The organism is Aeromonas sp. s3 (genome assembly GCF_040907805.1).
GTDB classification, from domain to species: domain Bacteria; phylum Pseudomonadota; class Gammaproteobacteria; order Enterobacterales; family Aeromonadaceae; genus Aeromonas; species Aeromonas dhakensis.
In genome coordinates this window covers 1-20,436 of the sequence record NZ_JBFOCQ010000017.1, presented here as the reverse complement: position 1 = coordinate 20,436, position 20,436 = coordinate 1, and the positions used below count along the sequence as shown (strand labels likewise).

The following is a 20,436-nucleotide window of genomic DNA, read 5'->3' as shown; positions in this document are numbered from 1 at the left end:
CAAGTTTCTTTTCTGTGACTTACTAAAAAGCCCTCCGTGCTCGTAAGTTAATGATTTCCTTGTAAGTCAATGTGCGAAATATAGAGTTCCCCTTGGATTTCATCAAGGGTGACTGCGTAACCTTGGTGCACGGGTGATTCGAATTCCACGAATTCACCGCCAATGAAAACTAAATAGCTGATCCTAATTTTCAAGGCCTTCCAGCCCGCATAGGGAGTATCAGTTCACCAAGCGATAGAGTGATGAACGGGCTGCTGCGGTGAGTCGAGAAACAGCCGAAATACTGTGCCCATCGGCTAGTAGCAAGATAGCGTTGAGTCGCCGGCAGTGTTCCTTGTCTTTGGCCCTGTGTATCAAACAGATGACCCGGCGTCGCTCAGCTCGGTTGGGGGAGTGTTAGCATCATGTCGGGTTCGGCTCGTTTGTCGTTTGGTTGGTTTGGCAATTGATCTGATCGCACAAACGACGCCGAGCACCCTTCTTCCCCAGACAAGTGGTCTACAGTTCGGAACGGTTTTTTAGCCTGGCGCAGGGTCGGCAGCGTCGCCCGCTCAGTAGCCGGTCATCTCCAGATAGCCGACCCCCTTGGCGTCTCCTGAGACGGATACCGCCCCCTCCCAGTAGTCAAAGCGTCCCGTCATGGCCTGATTAGGCTGTCGAGCCTGAATACGGAGGTTGAGATCCCCGGCCTTAAGCTGCCATTCGATGGGGTAGGCTTGCCCCTTGGGGCCGCGCCAGGTCCTGCCGGGGGTGAGGTGGATATGCTCAGGATCCAGCACCCGGCTGCTGCCGTCCCGTTCAATCAGGATGCCATAGCGGTTTTCTGGCTCAGAGCGTCCTGATTTGGTGCGCAGGCGAAACAGCATCAGCTCGCGGCCATCTTCAAATTGCAGCGAAAACCAGTCCCAGCCCGATTGCCACTCGGCCAATACCGAGCTGCTCCATTCGTGATCAAACCAGCCCTCACCACTGACGTTGCGGGTCTCCCCATCCAGAGTCAGGGTGCCGCTGATGGTCAGGCGCGGGTAGGAGTAGTAGAAGGAGGCGTTGCCCGGGCTCTTCTCGCTGTAACCCTGTTTGCCCTGCAGCACCGCCGGCTTGGCGGCACTCACCTGCAAATCAAGATCCCCCGCCTTGCTCTGCACCTTGAGGGTGGCGGGAAAGAGCGCTTCCCCTTGAGAGGCCAGCACCCACTCTTTGAGCCAATACTGACCGTCGCTGGCACCGGCGAGCCCCGGCCCCTGGCGGCTGGTGCGCTCGTCCTGCTGGTGGCTGCCTTTGCTCACATCCGTGATGGCGAATTGGGCCAGCCAGAGCTGGGGAGTGAGCCAGGGGTTGTCCGACTTAATTGCTTGCTCGATACCCTGGCGAAACAGGGTCCACTGCATGCCGTAGCCGCGCCCTTGATCGTCTTTCAGGTTGCCGGTGAGATACCACCACTCGGAGCGGTAGTCGGGGTGGGCACCGTGATCCGCGGGCAGGTTGATGGACTGACCCGGCAGGGCCTTTTTGAAGTGATCGTTGCCGCCACCTAGGATGGTCCCCAGATCGCTGGCCTGCGCGTTGCCGCTTATGGCAACAAGCGGGATCAAGAGGGCTGCAAGCCACAGGGACCGTAAAGAGGACAAGATTCCCCTCACCCTGGCCCTCTCCCGAAGGGAGAGGGGATGGTTCGCGGCAGCTCTCTGCGCTTCTCTGCGCTGAATCAAGTGCGGTGACAGGGATCTGGTCAATGGGAACGTCAAGCCATGGCTGAGCCAGAGCGCCAACCGATATGTCATACCACTCTCCTTGCGGCGTACCAGGAGGCGAGCGCGCCACAGACGGGGGCGAGCAGGAGTGCCGTGACGGCGTGCAGGGGGGCGGCCTCGAAGGCCAGCCGCCAGCCGAAGGCGCGGGGGTTGACCACCTCGATCAGCACCCAGGCAAGGCCATAGCCCACCGGCAGGGCCAACAGCGCGGTGAGCAGCCCCAATCCCGCCCCCTGCCACACCAGCAGCCGGCGGCAGTGGCGGGGGCTCAGGCCAAGACTCTGCAGGGTCTGCAACTCGCCGCGCCGAGCCAGCCCCAGCACCATAAAGGCCGAGCCGATGCCGACGAAGGCGATCCCCAGAATGAGCAACTTCAATAGCTCGGTCACCACGAAGGTCTGGTCGAACACCCTGAGGGCGGCGGCGTGGATGGCGGGGGCGGGCAACAGGTTCACCCGCTCGCCAAACTGCGCCCGCAGGCGGTCGGCGAGGCGATCCGGTTGGTTGCTAAAGAGGGCGAGGGATTGCACGGCCCCGCCCTCGAAGGCGTGCAGTATCTGTCCCTTGTCGCTGCCGTAATCCTGATAGACGCCGGTGACGGTGAAGATGCGTGGCCCCTGCTCGCCGCTCACCTCGAGGCGCTGGCCCACCTTGACCCCGAGGCGCACCGTCAGCGGTTCGCTCGCCAGCACCTCGTAGGGGGTGGCGGGCCAGCGTCCGGCCAGCAGCGGATAGGCGGCTTTGAGCTCGGGGATAAAGTCCATCTGCGCCCACTCGATGGGCTGTCCCTGCCAGCGGGCCGGATGCACCGAGCGGCGGGAGGCGGCGCGCACGTCCGGCGCGGTGAGTATGGTGTTGAGGGTCTGCTCGCTCAGGGCGCCCTTGTTGCCGGCCACCCCCTTGGGAGCGGTGACGTAGAGATCGGCGGCCAGGCGCTGGCCGAGCCAGATCTCCACGCTCGAGCGAAAGCTCGACACCATGACCCCGATGCCGATAGCCGCCGCGATGGCCAGTTGCAGCGCCATCACAGCGATGGCGGTGCGATCCAGGTGATAGAGGGTTTCGGCCACCCCGAGCCGGGCGCTGAGGGAGCCGCGTTCGCGTCGGCGCAGCCGGCCCAGCACGGCGCGCAGCACATCGGGCAGGGCGAGCGCCATGGCCAGCAGCCAGCCGCCGGCCACGAAGAGGGCGCCGCCCAGCCCGGTTTCTGGCCGCCACAGACAGAGCGCACAGAGCAGCAAGATGGCGATGGCGAGCCCCCGACGTTGCCAGGGATGAGCCGGCGGGCGGCTGTTGCCCTCTCGCAGTTCAAGGGGGGATTGGCGCAGCAGCTGCCACCAGCCGGGCAGGTTGGCGGCGAGCGTCCCAGCCAAGCCAATCACCAGCGCCTTGCCAAGGCTGGCGGGGGAGAGGCGCAGCAGATCGATGGGGTTGGGGCCATAGAGATCGGCCAGCGCCTGGGTGAGCTGCCCCATCAAGGCGAGGGCCAGGAGGCTTCCCAGCAGCAGCCCGAGCAGGGTGCCGATGCTGGCGAGGATCAGGATCTCCAGGGTCAGCCAGCGCAGCAGCCGGCGCGGCGGCATGCCGAGGATGATGAGCTGGGCCAGCTGGGGGCGGCGCACGCTCTGCACGAAGCGCTGGGCGTTGAACACCAAAAACAATCCCACCGCCATGGCGAGCAGGGAGAGCGCCGTGAGGTTCAGCGCCAGTGCATCGCCGAGCTGGCTGGCATCGAGCGCCGGGCTGATGGGCTCAAGCCAGAGCGGCTGATGGGGGGCATAGGATTGCAGGGCCGCCTGCAAGGCTCTTTGCAAGGTATTGGCCTCGCCCTCGCTGAGCTTGAAGACGATGCGATCGAGCCGTCCTTCCTTGCCTAGCAGCGGCTGGGCGAGGCCGATGTCGGTCACCAGCAGCCGCTCCATGGGCACGGCGCCGGGCTCGAAGGTGCCGGCCAGGGTGAGGGTCAGCGGGCGGGGCGGCGCCCCTTCACCGCCACCCAGCACGAAGCGGCGGCTCTGGCCCGTTTGCCAGCCAAGGCGCTTGGCCTCGGGGGCGGCCAGCCAGACGCTGTCGGCGCGGGTGAGGGAGAAGGTGGGCTTATTGTCCGGCGCAGCGCCAAACAGCCGGCGCAGGGGGCCGGGGTTGAACAGATCCATCCCCAGCAGCTGAAAACTGCGCCCCTGCTCATCCTGCAGCCAGCCGTGCAGCTGGGGCATGGCGTCAAGGTTCGGCTGGCTGCGCACCAGCGTCACATAGAGCTGCTCGTCCAGCCCGCCGTCCGGCGCCAGCCGGTAGTTCGCTTCCCCCGCCAGCTGGCTGCGGGCGGCGACGAAGTTGGTGCGGGCGCTGTGGTTCAAGAGCTCGATGGCCACCACCAGAGAGACCCCCAGGGTGAGCCCGACCAGGCTCATCAACAGCAGCCAGGGGTGGGCACGATAGAGGCGCAGCAGCGCCTTGAGCGGCAGCGGCAACATCACGGCCCTCCGTGGTGGGCGTCAGTCATGGCGGCGTCCCTTGAGCTCGACCAGCTGGCCCCCTTCAAGGCGCAGCACCCGATCCGCCAGGGCGCCATAGGCGGGGTTGTGGCTCACCAGCAAGAGGCCGGCGCCGCTGCCCCGCACCGCCGCCATCATCAGCGCCATCACCTGCTCGGCGTTGTGTTCATCGAGGCTGCCGGTGGGCTCGTCGGCGAGCAGCCACTGGGGTTGGTGAATGAGGGCGCGGGCCAGCGCCACTCGCTGACGCTGGCCGCCGGAGAGCTGCTCCGGCCAGGCGTGGCGCTTGTGGGCAAGATCGAGGCGCGCCAGCAGGCCGTCAATGCGTGTCTCATCGCGGGCAAGCTGGTTGATGGCAAGGGGCAGGGTGAGGTTCTCGGCCACGGTCAGGGTCGGCAGCAGGTTGAAGTCCTGATAGACGATGCCGAAATGGCGGCCGCGCAGGCGGGCCCGTTCGTCCGCCGACTGGTTGTCGAGGCGGGTCTCCCCCAGCCAGATCTCCCCCTCATCCGGGGGGAGGAGGCCGGCGATGAGGTTGAGCAGGGTCGACTTGCCGCAGCCGCTCTGCCCAAGCAGCAGGGTGATCTCGCCGGCCGCCAGGGTCAGATCAAGGTGGTGAAACAGCGGCAGCCGTTCGCTGCCGTTATCGAAGCTCTTGCCGAGATTGCGCAGATTCAGCATGGGATAACCGGTTGATGGCCAATGGCTTTCATTACGTGCTCTCGGCTCGCCTCAGGATGAGTGCCACTATGCCAGTTAGTGATCAAGGCTGCAAAAGAGGTGAGGATCCTGGCTGGATCCCGCTTGCCTGTGGTGGTTAGAATAGGGGCCTCCATGGGTCACAGGATGCGCAAGGATGTTACACAAGCAAGTCAGTTTTATCGTCGACAGCAAGGGCGCCAAGCAGGCTGCCGTGGTCCCCATCGAGATTTACAACGAGCTGATGACCCTGCAAAAGGCGCTCTCCGACAACAAGCCGGGGGAGCGCGAGCTTTACCACTTCAACGGCAAGGGGGCCGAGGCGCACGGTTATCCGGTGGGCAAGCGGCAGAATCCCGGCTTCATGGTGCTGGCGGGCTCCACCGCCAACGGTGAGGATGCGGCTTCCCTGCGCGAGGCGGTGATCGAACTGCGCCAGGAGCTGCTGGGCAAGGGGATCCTGGCCCCGCGCAGCGAAGGGGGCTTCGTCTTTACCGCCGATCAGCTGTTCAACAGCCCGAGCCTGGCCGCGAGCCTGGTGGCTGGCAACAACCGCAGCGGGCTGGATGCTTGGCAGAACAGCGCCGGCTACACCCTCAAACGCTCGGGGTTTGGCAAGAAATAACCCTGATGGCAGGGGCAAGGAGCGCCGCCTGATCTCGCGCCCCTGATGCAAACGTTCGCCCACCCGGGCCTGGCGCGAGCAGGGAGAGGGCAGGGGGTGACCTCCCTGTCCACTGCCAGCCTCAAAACCAGACGGTTTCCAAGAGAGGGGCCCCATGTCTGGATCTGCACGTCTGTTTTCTTCGGTCATCCTCGGCCTCTTCTGCGCCCCCGCGCTCGCCGACGGCGGCCCTCTGCCCATGACGCACACCGGCGCCGGCCTCTTTGCTCTGGCCATCTTCGCCCTGGCCTATGCCCTGGTGATGGCGGAGGAGTACCTGAAGCTGCGCAAGTCCAAGCCCGTGCTGGTGGCGGCCGGCATCATCTGGATCGTCATCGGTATCGTCTATGCCGGACAGGGGCAGAGCCCGCTGGCGGTGGCGGGATTTCGCCAAACGCTGCTGGCGTACGCCGAGCTGATGCTCTTCTTGCTGGTGGCCATGACCTATGTCAACGCCATGGAGGACCGGCTGCTGTTCGACGCCCTGCGCGCCCGCCTGGTACGCACCAGGCTCAGCCTGCGCTCGCTGTTCTGGCTGACGGGGATCCTCGCCTTCTTCATCTCCCCGGTGGTGGACAACCTCACCACGGCGCTCTTGATGTGCACCGTCGTGCTCCATGTGGCCAACGGGGAGCGCCGCTTCATCAACCTGGCCTGCATCAATATCGTGGTGGCGGCCAATGCGGGCGGCGCCTTCAGCCCCTTTGGCGACATCACCACCCTGATGGTGTGGCAGGCAGGCCAGGTACCCTTCGAGCAGTTTCTGCTGCTGTTCGTGCCGGCCCTGCTCAACTTCCTGGTGCCGGCTACCCTGATGAGCCTGATGGTGCCACGCCATGCCCCTACCATGAGCCACGAGCGGGTGGTGCTCAGGCGCGGGGCCTTCACCATAGTGCTGCTCTTCCTGCTCACCATAGTGACCGCGGTCGCCTGTCATCACTTCCTGGCGCTGCCCCCCGTGCTCGGCATGATGATGGGGCTCGGCTATTTGCAGTTCTTCGGCTTCTACCTGCGCAAGACGCAGCCGGTCACCCTGGCCCGCGAGCGGGCGCTGTACGTGCGCACCGGCGACGAGGCCCGGTTGCTGCGCCTGGGCTCCATGGTGCCGTTCGATGTGTTCAACAAGATAGCCAAGGCGGAGTGGGACACCCTGCTCTTCTTCTACGGAGTGGTGATGTGTGTCGGCGGGCTCGGCTTCATGGGCTATCTGGCGCTCGCCTCCCAACTGCTCTACCAGGGGGATCCGACCCTGGCCAATGTGGCCATCGGCCTGCTCTCCGCCCTTATCGACAACATCCCCGTGATGTATGGGGTCCTCTCCATGGAGCCGCAGATGAGCGCGGGGCAGTGGCTGCTGGTGACCCTGACCACCGGCGTGGGGGGCAGTTTGCTCTCCATCGGCTCGGCGGCCGGGGTGGCCCTGATGGGGCAGGCGAGGGGCATGTACACCTTCGTTGGCCACCTCAAGTGGTTGCCCGCCATTCTGCTTGGCTATATGGTCGGCATAGGGGCGCACCTGTGGCTCAACAGCGCCCTGTTCTGAGCGGGTGATCATGGAGAGACAGACAAGATGGGACAACTGTTCGAGGCGCTCTCGCCGCGCCATGTGGCCTTCATCGAGGCACAGAAGATCTTCTTCGTCGGCACGGCGGCCGCAGAGGGGACGGTCAATCTCTCCCCCAAGGGCGGGGACTCGCTGAGGGTCATTGACCCCCACACCCTGGCCTGGCTCAACCTGACCGGCAGCGGCAACGAGTCGGCGGCCCATGTGCTGCAACATCCGCGCATGACGGTGATGTTCTGCGCCTTCGAGGGGGCGCCGCTTATCCTGCGGGCCTATGGCCGGGCAAGGGTGCTGCACCGAAGTGATCCTGAGTGGTCGTCGTTCCTGGCACGCTTCCCCCAAAGCGTCGCGGCCCGCCAGATCTTCCTGCTGGACATAGCGCGCGTCCAGGCCTCCTGCGGCATGTCGGTGCCGCTGTATGAGTACCAGGGGGACAGGGAAGACCTCGCCAACTGGTCCGAGCGGCAGGGCCGGGAGGGGATTGAAGCCTACTGGCGCAAGAAGAATCAGCTGAGCCTGGATGGGCTGGAGAGCGAGATCCTGGTGCGAAGCGGACTATCACCGGCCCCCTGAGGGGCGCCGCGCACACGAAAGCGAACACAAAAAAGCCCTGTCCATGGACAGGGCTTGGTCATTCTTGGGGCCCTCAGGCGCGCTTGCCGGTCAGCAGCCAGTAGCAGAGCGCCGAGCCGAATCCGCAGCCGGCGATGGCGATGGCCATGGGCAGCGGCGATTCGGGGGGATTGAGGTTGACCAGCACCCCCACCAGGGCGCCGATGCCAAAGCGCAAGGTGCCCGCCAGCGCCGAGGCGGTGCCCGCCGATTGCGGGAAGTGGCCCATCAGGCCGGTCATGGCGTTGGCCCCCACCAGGCTGATGTGGCCGACAAACAGCACCACCGGAATGACGATGCCCCACAGGCCGCCGGTCTGGCTCCAGGCGTTGTAGATGAGCAGGGCGCCGGCCAGCGGCAGCACCAGCAGGCCGTACTGCAGCATGCGCTCGGCGCCCACCCCCTTCACCAGCCGGCTGTTGACGAAGGTGACCACCATCATCAGCAGGATGTTGAGGCCAAACAGCCAGCCATAGTGCTCGGTCGGCACCTTGAAGTACTCGATGTAGACATAGGGGGAGGCGCTGATAAAGGCGAACATGCCCGAGCTCGACAGGGCGCCGCACAGCACGTAACCCATGGCGCCACGGTGGGAGAGCACGCCCCAGTAGTTGCGCAGCACCTGGCCGAGGTTGAGGGGCTGCTTGTGCTCGGGTTTGAGGGTCTCCTGGATTTTCCACTGCATCACCAGGCAGATGAGCAGGCTGATGCCCATCAGCAGCCAGAAGATCACCCGCCAGTCGCTGTGGGCGCTGATGTAGCCGCCCACCACGGGTGCCACCAGCGGGGCGAGTGTCATCACCAGGATCACGAACGACATGGCGCGGGAGAAGGCCTCCTTCTCGAACAGGTCGCGCAGCAGCGCATTGACCACCACAGAGCCGGCCGCCCCGCCGGCCGCCTGCAACATCCGATAGGCCAAGAGCTCCGGCAGGGAGTCCGCCATGGCGCAGCCCACCGAGGCGATGGCAAACATCACCAGCCCCGCCAGGATCACCGGCTTGCGGCCATAGCTGTCGGCGAGCGGGCCATAGAACAGCTGGCCGATGGCAAAGCCGCCGAGGAAGGCGCTGATGGTGAGCTGGGCGCCGTCGATGCTGGTGGCCAGATCCCGGGCAATGGCCGGAATGGCGGGCAGGTACATGTCGACCGCGAGCGGCGTGAGGCCTGCCAGGGCGCCGAGCAGGATGAACAGGAAACGGGGGGAGAGGGGGGCGTGGGGCATAGGCTATCCAGTCTTGATGAGTGCGAAGTCAGGGAGTGACAAACATCCAGTCTACCAGTTTTGGTGACGGGGGTGATCCTGTATGCCGAGCCAGAGGCCGGGCTCGGCGTGAAAGCGGGGGGCAAACCAGACTCGCCGGCTACCTGCGGGCAGATCCTCCGGGCCGAGGGGACGTCGGCTGAGCCGGCAGGCCCCTTGCACCAATGCGAGGCGAGCATCCCCCTGATACCAGCCGTCGGTGACGGGCAGGGCCGTGGTCTCGCGCAGCAGCCGCACACCCCACTGGGTCACCAGCGCGGGGCACGCCTGCTCGGCCAGTCTGGCAGCCCGGGTCATGGCTGGTGCCGCCGGCGGGGTGAGGGTGCAGAGCAGCAGCACGAGGGCCCCCAGCATGGCCGCCAGCTCGCCCCGGCGCGGCAACCAGCCTGCCAGCAGCACCAGGCCGAGCAGGGTGATGGGGGCCAGATGGCGGGGATTGTCCGGGTTCTGACCAAACAGGGTCCATAGCAGCAGGGCAAGCCAGTAGAGGGACCAGGTCGGGGAGAGGGCGGCAGCGTGGCCCTTGCATCGTTGCCACAGCGGCTGCGCCAGCAGTCCCCCGCCAGCCAAAGGCCAAAGAGGGGTGAGCTGATCGTTGAAGGTATTCGCCCAGCTTAGCAGCCGATCGCCGTGGGCCGCCGCCGTGTTGCCCCACAGGGTAAAGTGACCGTCGGTAAAGCGCCGCCCCTCGGCAAAATAGGCCCAGCCATCGGCCTGCCAGACGAAGAGCAGGCAGGCTAGCCCCACCAGCGTGATGGGGAGCAGAAAGTTAAGCCGCTGGCCTTTTTGTGCCATCCCCAGCCAAAGGGGCAGCAGGGCCAGCACGAAGTAGGAGGGGCGCAGCGCCAGCATCAGACCCAGCAGCAGACCCGCCAGCGCGATTTTGCGCTGTTGCAAGGCCAGGAGAGACCCGAGCCAGGCGGCGAGTGCAGGCCCGTCCGAGAGGCCGGAGAGAGCCAGGGTCGGGGTGAGCGGCAGGGCCAGCACCAGCAGCCAGACCGGCGCCAGCAGGCTGGGCCGTTGCCACAATCTGACCGCCAGCGAGGCGGCGAGCGGCGCCAGCAAACTGCTCCCCAACAGGCTTGCCCACTGCACCGCGCGGGCGGGGTCGTCCACCAGCAGATTGATCAGCCTCGCCAGCCAGATAAAGGCGGGGTAACCCGGAAAGTGGGGGGAGAACTCCAGCACGCTGAAACGCACCACCCCGTGGGCAAAGTTGAGGGCATCGTCGGAATCGAGGGCCACCGGGAAGGCCAGCAGCCAGCCAAGCCAGACCAGTTGTAGAAGGATCAGCAAGTAGGGTCGATTGGCGAAGCGTAATCGGCTGTGGTGACGCCCCCCTTCTCCCCTTGTGGGAGAAGGGTCGGGGATGAGGGGGGCCGTCGTCATCAATGAGAGGTCATCAAAGTGCGTAGGGTGGATAGCGCGCAGCGAAACTCACCGTTTGTCACAGCGAGATGGCGCAATGATTGGCAGATTGCCATCAGAGCGGTGCCAGCACGGCCATCAGCGCTTTTTCGGCATCGCTAAAGGCGGCTGAATCGGCGGGCTTGGCGCCCACCCCGAACACCCCAGGGTTGCCGATGGCATCCAGCACCTTGGCCAGCGCCTGCTCGGCGGCCTTGCGATCCCCTTCACTCAGGGAGGGGAGGATCAAATCGAGGAAGCGCTTGCTCTTGACCACCAGCACCTTGGCGGTCTGGTAGTCGCCAAGGTTCTGGCTGGCCCCCTCGAGGCGGCGCTCGATCTCCGCCTTGTAGGCCCGGTTGAGCAGGGCCGCGGTAGCCGCGGCGTCTTTGGCCTTGATGGCGGCCACGAGCGGCGCTTGCAGCTCGACCTTGTGGTGCTCCTCCAGATAGGTCAGCTCCTCGGCAATCTCGCTCAAGGTGGCGCTGGCATCCTTGCCGTCAGTGGCGGCGCCCAGCAGCGCCTCGCGAGCATCGATCAGCGGCTCCTTGCCGGCAGCGGCGTAGGAGTAAGCCTGCGCCTGCCCGCTCAGGGCCAGCAGCAGGGTGAGGGCAAGTAAACCCGGGCGGATGGTCATCCTCTTCTCCTTGTTTGTTTATGGCGCGGCCATCAGGCCACGCTCTGGGTCTCAATCACGGTATTTTCGTTGCGATGGTTGAAGATGGCGTGGCGTCTGTCCACCCCGTCGATTACCACATTCAGGGGCCATCAGGCCACGCTCTGGGTCTCGATCACGGTGTTTTCGTTGCGATGATTGAAGATGGCGTGGCGTCTGTCCACTCCGTCGATCACCATGTCGGCGGCCATCATCCCCATCTCCATGGCGGTGTCGGTGAAGATGTAGCGGAATGTCCCCTGACGGCCGGTCATGATGAGGTTGGTGATGGGCATCAGCGCCTTGATGGCCTCGTTGCGGCGGGCCTGATAACCGAGGTCCATCAGCGGATAGGCGTACTCGCTGCGCGCCTCGAAGGTCTCATCGCCAAGCTTGGCGATATCGACGCCGAGGCTCGCCAGATCATCGGTAACCCGACCGCGCAGATCAGAGAGCGGCGCCTGCCAGGTGGCGTCCCCCGGATTACAGGGGATCTCCAGCATCACGGATGTTTGCCCCATCGGCGCCATGAAGGGGCTGCGGCGGCGCGGCTCCTGCAAGCGGGTGGCCAGGATATGGGGGTCGGAGAGGTACTGCCAGGTGTTGTCCGACAGGTTCTCCTGTTTGAGCGGCATATTGACGAAGCGCAGCGACCGGTATTGGAGATCGCACGGCAAGCCCAGATGTTGGCAGGTGAGCGGCAGCGGCAGGGTGGAGATCACCTGATCAAAGCGTGCGCTCTGCTCCACGTTATCTTGTGACCAATAAACCCGTTCAATGCGGCCATCAGCCTGCTCAAGGCGGGTGATGGTGGCGCCGGTTTTCAGCTCAACCCCTTCGGCAATCAGCCGCTCCCCCAGGGTGGTGAAGATCTGGCCGAAGCCGTATTTGGGGTAGCGGTACTTGCGGGCATAGGTGCGCACCGAGATGCTGCCGTTGCGTCTTGGCAGCAGGCGGCGCGCCACGTCTTTGAGATCGATGAGGCTGATGCGCTGGCCAGCCCAGTCGGCGGAGAGCTTATCCGGGTTGATGCCCCACAGTTTGCCGGTGTAGCCCTCGAAGAACTGGCGGTAGAGGGTGCGACCGAAGTGGCTCTGGATCCACTCGGCAAAGCTCGCCTTGGCAAAATCGGTGGGCTTCCTGGCAAAGGGCAACAGCAGCAGATCCTTCACCGCCCCGGCCATCAGGGACAGCGGCGCCGTCTTGAGCAGGTTGGGCAGGTTCAAGGGGTAGTCATAGGTGCGCCCGCCGAAGCGGATCACGCTCTTGCGCTCGGCGTGGAGCAGATCGTCGCCCATCAGCTCGTCGATAAAGGCGAGCAGTTCGGGGTTCTTGGTGATGAAGCGGTGGCCGCCGTAGTCGAAGCGGTATTCACCGTCGCGCCCCTTGAAGGTCTGGGTGGCGCACATGCCGCCCACCACGCTCTCCTGCTCGAACAGGGTGACCGCAAAACCGGCCTGGCGCAGGCGCCAGGCGGCCATCAGACCGGCCGGGCCGGCGCCCAGTACCGCTATGTGTTGTGTGTTGTTGTCGCTCATGACTCTGTTATCCGAAAAGCTGACCAAAAGAGAAGACGTTGAAAAGGCGGCCCCGCTGAGCCGCCTTGTCATCCGCTGCCGCGCCGCGCTGGGCGATCAGCGCTGGGGACGATAGTTGCGATGCCAGACGGTGACGAAGATCACCAGGTAGCTGGCCCAGGTCAGCAACTGCAGGCCGGCTGGTGAGGCATTGTAGCCAAACAGGGCGCGCAGGAAGGTACCAAATACCCCCTGATCGTCGAGAATGTGACTGATGTTGAAGACAGGCTCGGTCCAGAAGGTGATGAGCCCGGCTGCCTGCAGCATGTTGACGGCGGACGACAGCAGGCCGGCGGCGATGATGATGATGAGCAGGCCGGTCCAGCGGAAGAAGGGGGCCAGCGCCACCTTGCGGGTGGAGCGCAGCAGCCCCCACACCAGCACCACCGACAGCAGCAGGCCGCCCAGCGCCCCCATCAGCCCCTCGTGCAGATCCACCCCTTGCCCGGAGTAAACCAAGGCCGAGAAGAAGAGCACGGTTTCAAAGCCCTCACGCATCACCGCCAGGAAGGCGAGCAGCACCAGACCGAACAGGTTGCCGCCGTCGATGGCGGCATCGATGCGCGCCGTCATGGCCCCCACCTGGGATTTGGCCTGCTTCTGCATCCAGACCGCCATGTAGGTGAGCACCAGGGTGGCGAAAATCAGGATCCCCGCCATCAGCAAATGGTTGTAGCGCTCGCTCTCGAACTGGCTCACCACCACCTGGAACAGGAAGGCGACCACGAGAGAGGCAAGCAGGCCGAGCCCCACCCCCAGATAGACGAACTTGTTGTAGCGGCTCGCTCCCAGCTTGGCGAGGTAGGAGAGGCAGATGCCAACCAGCAGGAAGGCTTCCAGCCCCTCGCGCAGGGTAATGAGAAAACTTGCAAACATCAGGTGTGAGGCTCCGTAGCGGGCGTGACGGGGAGAGGCTGCAGGGTGAGTTGCAGCCGATTGAGTAGCACTATGGGTGGCTCCGGCAAGCTCGGCTCGGCGGCGCGCACCGCATCATTGACCCACTTGGGGTAGGTGCGGAAATTGAGTTTGATATCGGCCTTGAAGGGCCCCTGGGCATCCGCCGGCAGCGGCCAGGCTTCATCGCGCCAGCCATCGGCCGGAATGCGGGTATCTTCAAGGAGCTTGGCGTAGCGCCAGAACTTGAGCCCCACCGGCTTGCCCTCGGCGTCGCCGAACACTTTTCTGAACAGTCGCGCATCTTCAGGGACGGCGCCATCCACCGGCTGGCCGCTGGCAAGCACTAGCTTGCCGCTGGCGTCGGTGACGGTCAGCTCCAGCCAGAGTTCACGGAAATCGGCGACCCCGGTGGGCAGGGCGTGGCCGGCGCCGGTATTGGCGACCCGCACCACCAGCGCAGGCTGGCCGCTCTGGTTTTCAATGCGGGCAGAGAGGGTGGCGCTTGAGCGCAAGAGCGCCAGGCTCTCCTGCTCGAGCGTTGCACTCCTCAGCCCCACCAGCTGGTGCTGGGCGCCGGTAAAGTTGTGGCGATAGAGCCGCTCTTTCACTGTGCCGTTTTCGGTGGACTGGCCGGCCACCGGCGCGCCGCCGTTGCCCGGTGTTGGGTTCATGTGACAGTCGATGCAGGTGCGCCGCTTGGCGGGATCCTCCGCCTTGGCGAAGCTGGATTTTTCCCACTCATCCCAGGTGTTGACGATATTGGCGCCGGTACCGGGGGCAAACTCGTTGTGACAGGACTTGCACAGGGCCGCGTCCCGGTAGAAATCCTTCTGGTAAGAGGCCTTGTGCATCGCGGGGCGGGCGTTGATCTGCCGCTCCGCCAGCCAGTGCTTGAGGCTGCCACCGGTGGCATCTTCGAACACATAGCTCTCGCGGTCTTTCAGATTCACGGTAAAGGCGCTGTTGCCGCCAGCATCCTCGAGTTTGGTGATGCGATGGCAGAGCACGCAGCCGGTCCCTTCCTCCACCACGGGCTCGCCTTTCTGGTGGGCGGCAATGAGCGAAGCGCCGCCCTGCTCGAACATGTGGGAGCCCTTGGGCAGATCAGTCTGGCCGTTCAGCACCTGCTGGGGCATGTGGCAACCCTGGCACCACTGACCGAAGGCTTCCCCTTCGGTTTCGCGGGCCAGCGCCTGTACCACCTTGTAGTAGGGGTGGGAGTTGCCCATCAGCCGGTGGTTGCTCTCGCTCCAATCCTTGAACGCCTGTTGGTGGCAGTTCTGGCAGGAGGCGGAGTTGAGCCACTCCCTGGGATGGGTGGTCGGCGCCTTGGCAGGATCCCTGCGCGGGGCATCGAGCCTGAGCCAGTTGGCCAGATAGGGGAGGTTGCCATCGGCGGTGACGAAGGCATGCAGGTCTTCCATCATCGCCTTCACCTCGGGCTGAGGCCTGGCGGGGTCGACCGGCTCGGCGCCATCGCGGGTGTCATGGCCCATGCCGCCCTGGGTCTGCTGGGTCATGCGCAGGTATTCGCCAATAAAGTCACCCGCCACCATGTTGACGAGGTTGGCGTGGCCGTTGATGGCGTTGTCGCCGCTCTGCTGGCGATGGGCCGCCATCAGATAGCGGTTGGTGAAGTTGAAACCGTCCAGATGGCAGGAGTTGCAGCTCATCCAGTTGTCCCCCGCCATGGGGAAGCGGCTGTTGGCCGCGGTGTTGCCCAGATTGAACAGCCGCTCGCCGCGCTGAAGCGGTTCGGGGCGCGGATCCGTCTCGACCAGTTTGGCGAAGTGGGGCACATCCACGGTGACCCGGGCAAACGGGCCGCTGCCGCCGGTGTTGAGGCGGGTGAGATCCTGCCCCATGACGTTGTGCACCAGGATGTGGTCGCCGTCTACATACAAGTCGCGCGGATTCTGGCCCGGCAGGTGGCGAAGGAGCTGGGTCGCCTTGGCGCCCCCCTGAAACTTCTTGCGTCTGTGGCGGTTGCTGTTCTGCTTGCCGCTGCGCGACAGGTCGAACACCAGCAGATCCTCCGAGCCCGCCAGGGTCAGGTAGACCCGCTTGCCATCGGCGGCGAAGCGCGCCGCGAACGGGTTGGAGACGATCTGGCTGCGGTTGCCGACGCTGGGCAGGTTGATCTGCAAGAAGAGCTGCTTGCGCTCGTCCACCCGCTCTTTCTCTTCATCCAGATCGATGATGGAGACTGCCGGGAAGACGGTGCTCTGAAACTGGAAGGGGTGATCGAAGCTCCACAGCACGTGGGGCAGCCAGGCTTCGCTGCCATCGGGGGAGAGGGCGATGCCATCCAGCAGGCGCGGCAAGCCCTGCGAGTCGCTTGGGGTATCGCTGTGGGTCTCGGTCAGGGTGATGAGCTTGGGCTTGGGCAGGGTAGCCCCCTTAGCGTCCTTCTCAAGCTTGGCGAGATCATAGATGGCGAGCTGGCCGGTCATGGCGTGGGTGAGCAGCAGGCGATCGTCGTCGGTCAGGGCCATCCCGCGGGGTGTCTCGGCGGTTTCTGCATCCAGCTGCAGCTTGCCCGTGGTGTCATAGGCCTGCAGGCGGCCTGCTTCGAACAGCGTGACCCAGAACCATTGCCGCTTGGCATCGAAAATGACCCCGTAGGGACGATGGCCGGTGGGGATCGCCTTTTCCAGGTCGAGATCATCATCCAGCAGCAGCAACCGATCGCCACTGTAGTCGGTGACCAGCAGGGTGCCATCGTCTGCGCGGGCCAACTGGCGCAGATCGCCCCCCAGTTGTGCCTCTTTGAGTCGCTTGCCGCTATCGCGTTCAAGCAGGGTGACCGAGCCTGCACTCTGGTTGGCGGTGACGAGGCGCGGGGCACTCCCCTCGTCATAGGCAATCATGGCGGTGCCCATCTCCTGGGCCGAGGCGGTCCCCAGCAGCAGGGCGGCCAACATCAGGGATAACAACAACTTCAACATAAGATCAGGTGCGCCATTTCAAGATGGTCCAGCGCCAGGCGTGGCGCAGCACCAGGGGAGTCAACGCGAGGGCGCTCAGCCAGTGAGCCCAGCTGGCAAGGTTGCCGAGGCTATCGCCCGGGGTGCCGTGCAGTACCAGCAGCAGTCCGCTGGCCAGACAGACCAGCAGCAAGGCTTCGATGATGCGCCCCGTGGTGCGCAGGAAAGGTTTGCGGCTTTTGCGCAGCAGGCTGCGATGGGAGAGCCAGAACGCGCCAAACAGCAGGGGAAACAGGGTGAGCGAGAGGGCGACGTGCAGGAACAGGTTCCAGCGTGCCAGCGACCAGAGCGGGGTCAGCGGTTCCCACAGCAGCAGGCCGGAGAAGAACATCAGATAGAGGGAGCCCTCGGCGGCCTGATGGTGATAGGCCAGCCACTGCCAGCAGTGTCGTGGTGAGAGGGAAAGGCTTGTCATAGGTGCTCCAACGCCCGGGCAGTAAAGCCCGGGGGGAGCAAGTTTACAATGCAGTAAAGGTAATGAAAAGAGTTATCAATTCGGCCTTTGATGAATAAAGGCTGAATGAAAACCGGCGCTACTTGTGGTCCGCCAGCCGCTCGGTGACTGCATAGATGAGCGCTGCGGTGGAGAAGGCGAGGAAGACGATGACCGACCACTTCATCTCGATCTCGTTGCCGGTACCGTCGGTCAGGAAGGCCTTGAGCACCTCGATCCCGGCGATGGTGACCAGGGAGTTGATGACGATGAGTTTGAGGGAGGCGAAGTTGATCTTGCTGAGCCAGTTGTCGCCAAGGGCTGCCCGCTGCTCCGGGGTCTTGATGAACTGCACGTAGCCGCAGATGGCCACCAGGATCAGCATCTGGGCCACCAGCACGAAGTCCACCAGGGTCAGCACCCCTGTGATGAGATCCAGATAGGGGATGTCGATGATGTCGCGACACAGCTCATAGAGCTGCATGGCGAACTTCACCATCAAGAGGGCGACACAGACAAGGATGCAGACATAGAAGGGAAACATCATCAACCGGCTGCCATTGAGCATTAAGTTGAAACGGCGCATAGAAACTCCTGAATCGAGTGGGGGTCGCAAAGGGCAAAGCATGTCTCTACCCTCTGACAATAAACGGTCTGGACAAGATGATGTCGTTCAAGCAGGACATGACTTATCGGTTGATGTGGTCAAGAGATGCACAACCAGGGTGCAATAGAGGACGACCAGCAACAGCGTCGCGAGTCGATCCCATACCAGGTGCAGCCCTTGCTGATACTGGGGCAAGGCGGTTCCCAGCAAAGTGATGTAAACCGTCATTGCGGTTTGTACCACCACTTTGGGCCAGGCTGCCGCCAACCGTCCCGCCAGCCAGATGCTGCCGGCGAGCGCCAGCAGTGACAGGATCAGGGGAGACTGGCTGATATAGGCCAGCAGGATCACCGGGGTGGCCAAGGCCGCCGCCAGCAAGTTGGCCTGCAGCAGTGGTTTGCTGTTCATTCGTGTCAGATGGGGGTCGCTGGCGCGCAGCAGGTTGGCAATCGTGGCCCCAATCAAGATGGCACTGCTGTCTTGCAGCCAGATGGCGATGCCGATGGCCAGCAACAGAGCGGCGCTCTTTCCCAGGATCAGCATCACCCTTTCATCACCGCGCATGGCGGTCAGAGGCGTTAGCGGAGGCGAAGACCGGGGCCAGATGGCAAAGGCCAGCAGACACCATAAATAGGCGATCAGAAAGGCTTTTCCCATCAACACGGGGAGTGCCAGGACCAGCGATGGCTGGCTTTGTACCAGCACCATCGTCATCGACGACACGATCAGCACCAGCAATCCGGGCAGATCGTCAGGGTTCTTGCCAAGGCGGGCAAAGGCCAGAACCACAACCGCAGCCATGGCGAGCCAGAAAGCGACGGGATTGGTGCCGACCACATGTGCAAGAAAACAGATGAGCGCGGTACAACCGACGATCAGTGTCAGCATTCTCACTACCATCATCAGCGGCAGGCGCGTCGGACTCAGCATCAGCATGATGACGATGAACATGGGGATCAGAAAGGGCAAGGCCTGACCCGTGGCCAGGGTAACCGCCAGTGCCGCCATGGGAATGACGCCAAGACGCAGGCTGCATTGCCACCACGCTTTGTTCATCATCAGGCAATATAGGTCAGCAGGCTGACAACACGGATCCAGCCGGCGGCAATCGTATCCATCATGCCCACCTTGTTGGGATAGAAAATGACGGTGGCCTGGGAGCCATAGCGCAACCCGCGGGGGAGTGCCTCATCCAGTACCAGGCTCACTGGAAACTGGCGCGCACTGGTGCTGTTTTGTTGTGCCGTGAGCAGGCCGGTGGTCTGGTCTGTGGTGGTATTGCCAGCACTGCCCCACCCCAGGGTATCGAGGTGAGATTTGAAGACACGGCCGGGGAGCACATCGAAGACCACTTCGGCCTTGATGCCCGGTCGCAGGTATTCCAACGAGTTCTCGGGCAGCATACAGCTGATCCAGACCGCCGAGGTATCGATGAAGGTCATTGCCGGACTTCCCACGGCGGCATACTGGCCTGGTGCCAGCTGTATGTTGGTAATGGCCCCCTTGTTGGGCGCTTTGACCGTGGTGCGAATGAGATCGAGTCTGGCTTTGGCCAGGGCGGCCATCGCTTCTTTCAGCTTGGGATTTTCATTGCCGGCGGGCCCCAGGCTCTGCTCTGCACGGCGCAACTCTGCCTGTGCGGCCGCCAGGGAGGCCCTGGCTTGTTGCAAGGTTGCCGTCGCCTGATCCCGCTGCGCGATCGACATGACCCCTCGTTTGGCCAGCTCGACCACCCTGGCGGCATTGTCGGCAGCGTTATCCTTGGCCGATTTGGCCTGTACCACCTTGGCCTGTGCGGTTTGCACCGCGGCAGTGTCAGCCCCGATCGATTGCCCGACTGCCGCCACATGGGCTTCTGCCTGGGCGACGGCAATCAGATAGGGCTCCTGGTTGATTTGAAACAGAGGCATGCCGGCGGAAACCTGCTGATTGTTACTGACTTCCACCGCAGTCACCCGTCCGGCCACCTCGGGGGCCAGGCGAATCAAAAAGGCCTGCACCGTACCCTGACTGCCCATCGGGGTCAGGCGTTGAGCAAACAGCACATAGACCAAGACGATCAAGGCCAGCATGACCAATTGCAGCGTAAGACGCCGGACGGGATCTTTGGGCTGCTTGGTGGCTTGAGCAGGCACAGCTTCTTTTTGCATCGCATCCTCAGACATGCCAAGGGGTCCTTTTAACGGTGTGAACAGGGGCGGTAATTGTGATAACGAATATCCGGCAGAGGCAAGCAAAAAAGCAAGGGTGGTGTCATGAAAGGGCACGGAAGAAGGGGATGCCGACACCCGAGCTGAGGCCGTTCGGTGAAATTACAAGCCACTGTAGCCTGGATGGCAGCTTCGAACGTTGGATACGAAAAAGCCCAGCCAAAGGCTGGGCTTTCGAATGTGGCTCCCTCGACAGGACTTGAACCTGTGACATACGGATTAACAGTCCGCCGTTCTACCGACTGAACTACGAGGGAATTGGCTCCTCCTACTGGACTTCATTCATTGAGCAACGGATTGGGATAACCGCCGAGCCGTCGCGTCCGTCAAGACTTTGTAGCCATCTGTCATCCCTCATGACCGGGTATTGCCCGGAGAGTTGTTGCTTGAAGAGATAGATATTGTTGCACAGATGGGCTTTAGGGAACATGCCAAGAACTGCTATGTGATCCGGATAGGGACCTGAGCCGGGATGTCGTGAATGCCATAACGTAAAAAGTCCCAACCGATGGCTGGGGCTTGTGTAGTGGTCTAATCATCCCGGACACCATTTTAGGTGGTACAGTCGCCACCCAGACCTGAGGTGTTCAATGACAAGATTACGTCGCTCATTT

16 protein-coding genes, 1 tRNA gene and 1 pseudogene are annotated in these 20,436 nt (G+C 63.5%); 3 read left to right on the top strand and 15 right to left on the bottom strand.

Annotation, left to right across the window (positions count from 1 at the left end; genetic code table 11):
• Positions 1-222: 222 nt before the first annotated feature.
• From AB5Y98_RS08885 to AB5Y98_RS08870, 4 genes and pseudogenes are all read right to left on the bottom strand, one after another.
• Positions 223-406, bottom strand: a pseudogene (locus AB5Y98_RS08885) (IS630 family transposase); the annotation flags it as partial.
• 145 nt (positions 407-551) lie between these two features.
• Positions 552-1,592, bottom strand: a complete 1,041-nt coding sequence (locus tag AB5Y98_RS08880) for a lipocalin-like domain-containing protein (protein WP_368231764.1) — start codon at positions 1,590-1,592, stop codon at positions 552-554.
• 185 nt (positions 1,593-1,777) lie between these two features.
• Positions 1,778-4,225 carry an ABC transporter permease gene (locus AB5Y98_RS08875; RefSeq protein ID WP_368231818.1) on the bottom strand — a complete coding sequence of 816 codons (2,448 nt, stop codon included), beginning with the start codon at positions 4,223-4,225 and terminating at the stop codon, positions 1,778-1,780.
• A 21-nt stretch (positions 4,226-4,246) separates the two neighbouring features.
• Positions 4,247-4,927, bottom strand: coding sequence for an ABC transporter ATP-binding protein (locus tag AB5Y98_RS08870; protein WP_368231763.1), 681 nt, complete (start codon positions 4,925-4,927; stop codon positions 4,247-4,249).
• A gap of 175 nt (positions 4,928-5,102) precedes the next feature.
• Between AB5Y98_RS08870 and AB5Y98_RS08865 the strand changes: the two genes are divergently transcribed.
• The 3 genes from AB5Y98_RS08865 (at position 5,103) to AB5Y98_RS08855 (ending at position 7,746) form a co-directional block, all read left to right on the top strand.
• The gene (locus tag AB5Y98_RS08865; protein WP_005302024.1) at positions 5,103-5,570 is read left to right on the top strand and encodes a DUF4357 domain-containing protein; all 468 of its coding nucleotides are present in this window, start codon (positions 5,103-5,105) and stop codon (positions 5,568-5,570) included.
• 154 nt (positions 5,571-5,724) lie between these two features.
• Positions 5,725-7,152 carry a sodium:proton antiporter NhaD gene (gene nhaD / locus AB5Y98_RS08860; protein WP_368231762.1) on the top strand — a complete coding sequence of 476 codons (1,428 nt, stop codon included), beginning with the start codon at positions 5,725-5,727 and terminating at the stop codon, positions 7,150-7,152.
• Between the two features lie 27 nt (positions 7,153-7,179).
• Positions 7,180-7,746: a pyridoxamine 5'-phosphate oxidase family protein gene (locus AB5Y98_RS08855; RefSeq protein ID WP_368231761.1), complete on the top strand. Its 567-nt coding sequence runs from the start codon at positions 7,180-7,182 to the stop codon at positions 7,744-7,746.
• Between the two features lie 73 nt (positions 7,747-7,819).
• Here the strand turns inward: AB5Y98_RS08855 and AB5Y98_RS08850 are convergent, their stop codons facing one another.
• The 11 genes from AB5Y98_RS08850 to AB5Y98_RS08800 form a co-directional block, all read right to left on the bottom strand.
• Positions 7,820-9,010, bottom strand: coding sequence for a Bcr/CflA family multidrug efflux MFS transporter (locus AB5Y98_RS08850; protein ID WP_005302014.1), 1,191 nt, complete (start codon positions 9,008-9,010; stop codon positions 7,820-7,822).
• Between the two features lie 51 nt (positions 9,011-9,061).
• A complete protein-coding gene (locus AB5Y98_RS08845) occupies positions 9,062-10,345 on the bottom strand; it encodes a hypothetical protein (protein ID WP_368231760.1) in 1,284 nt (427 codons plus the stop codon).
• A 187-nt stretch (positions 10,346-10,532) separates the two neighbouring features.
• A complete protein-coding gene (locus AB5Y98_RS08840; RefSeq protein WP_368231759.1) occupies positions 10,533-11,093 on the bottom strand; it encodes a hypothetical protein in 561 nt (186 codons plus the stop codon).
• Between the two features lie 131 nt (positions 11,094-11,224).
• Entirely contained in the window at positions 11,225-12,649 is a 1,425-nt protein-coding gene (locus tag AB5Y98_RS08835; protein ID WP_368231758.1) for an FAD-dependent oxidoreductase, read from the bottom strand.
• 96 nt (positions 12,650-12,745) lie between these two features.
• A complete protein-coding gene (locus tag AB5Y98_RS08830) occupies positions 12,746-13,564 on the bottom strand; it encodes an FTR1 family protein (protein WP_005302005.1) in 819 nt (272 codons plus the stop codon).
• Positions 13,564-16,533: a YncE family protein gene (locus tag AB5Y98_RS08825; RefSeq protein ID WP_368231757.1), complete on the bottom strand. Its 2,970-nt coding sequence runs from the start codon at positions 16,531-16,533 to the stop codon at positions 13,564-13,566. The genes AB5Y98_RS08830 and AB5Y98_RS08825 overlap by 1 nt, the downstream gene beginning before the upstream one ends.
• A gap of 4 nt (positions 16,534-16,537) precedes the next feature.
• Complete coding sequence (locus tag AB5Y98_RS08820; protein WP_005302000.1) at positions 16,538-16,987, bottom strand: hypothetical protein; 450 nt, start codon at positions 16,985-16,987, stop codon at positions 16,538-16,540.
• A 118-nt stretch (positions 16,988-17,105) separates the two neighbouring features.
• Positions 17,106-17,591, bottom strand: a complete 486-nt coding sequence (locus tag AB5Y98_RS08815; protein ID WP_005301997.1) for a YqhA family protein — start codon at positions 17,589-17,591, stop codon at positions 17,106-17,108.
• Positions 17,592-17,678: 87 nt separating this feature from the next.
• Positions 17,679-18,671 carry a DUF2955 domain-containing protein gene (locus tag AB5Y98_RS08810; RefSeq protein ID WP_017786809.1) on the bottom strand — a complete coding sequence of 331 codons (993 nt, stop codon included), beginning with the start codon at positions 18,669-18,671 and terminating at the stop codon, positions 17,679-17,681.
• Positions 18,671-19,777 carry an HlyD family secretion protein gene (locus AB5Y98_RS08805; protein ID WP_368231756.1) on the bottom strand — a complete coding sequence of 369 codons (1,107 nt, stop codon included), beginning with the start codon at positions 19,775-19,777 and terminating at the stop codon, positions 18,671-18,673. The genes AB5Y98_RS08810 and AB5Y98_RS08805 overlap by 1 nt, the downstream gene beginning before the upstream one ends.
• A gap of 226 nt (positions 19,778-20,003) precedes the next feature.
• Positions 20,004-20,079: transfer RNA gene (locus AB5Y98_RS08800), tRNA-Asn, on the bottom strand.
• Positions 20,080-20,436 lie beyond the last annotated feature (357 nt).

Coding starts and splice junctions, on each gene's coding strand:
- AB5Y98_RS08875 (WP_368231818.1), bottom strand. CDS start 4,225: ATGTTGCCGCTGCCGCTCAAGGCGCTGCTGCGCCTCTATCGTGCCCAC.
- AB5Y98_RS08870 (WP_368231763.1), bottom strand. CDS start 4,927: ATGCTGAATCTGCGCAATCTCGGCAAGAGCTTCGATAACGGCAGCGAA.
- AB5Y98_RS08865 (WP_005302024.1), top strand. CDS start 5,103: ATGTTACACAAGCAAGTCAGTTTTATCGTCGACAGCAAGGGCGCCAAG.
- nhaD (WP_368231762.1), top strand. CDS start 5,725: ATGTCTGGATCTGCACGTCTGTTTTCTTCGGTCATCCTCGGCCTCTTC.
- AB5Y98_RS08855 (WP_368231761.1), top strand. CDS start 7,180: ATGGGACAACTGTTCGAGGCGCTCTCGCCGCGCCATGTGGCCTTCATC.
- AB5Y98_RS08850 (WP_005302014.1), bottom strand. CDS start 9,010: ATGCCCCACGCCCCCCTCTCCCCCCGTTTCCTGTTCATCCTGCTCGGC.
- AB5Y98_RS08840 (WP_368231759.1), bottom strand. CDS start 11,093: ATGACCATCCGCCCGGGTTTACTTGCCCTCACCCTGCTGCTGGCCCTG.
- AB5Y98_RS08835 (WP_368231758.1), bottom strand. CDS start 12,649: ATGAGCGACAACAACACACAACACATAGCGGTACTGGGCGCCGGCCCG.
- AB5Y98_RS08830 (WP_005302005.1), bottom strand. CDS start 13,564: ATGTTTGCAAGTTTTCTCATTACCCTGCGCGAGGGGCTGGAAGCCTTC.
- AB5Y98_RS08825 (WP_368231757.1), bottom strand. CDS start 16,533: ATGTTGAAGTTGTTGTTATCCCTGATGTTGGCCGCCCTGCTGCTGGGG.
- AB5Y98_RS08820 (WP_005302000.1), bottom strand. CDS start 16,987: ATGACAAGCCTTTCCCTCTCACCACGACACTGCTGGCAGTGGCTGGCC.
- AB5Y98_RS08815 (WP_005301997.1), bottom strand. CDS start 17,591: ATGCGCCGTTTCAACTTAATGCTCAATGGCAGCCGGTTGATGATGTTT.
- AB5Y98_RS08810 (WP_017786809.1), bottom strand. CDS start 18,671: ATGATGAACAAAGCGTGGTGGCAATGCAGCCTGCGTCTTGGCGTCATT.
- AB5Y98_RS08805 (WP_368231756.1), bottom strand. CDS start 19,777: ATGTCTGAGGATGCGATGCAAAAAGAAGCTGTGCCTGCTCAAGCCACC.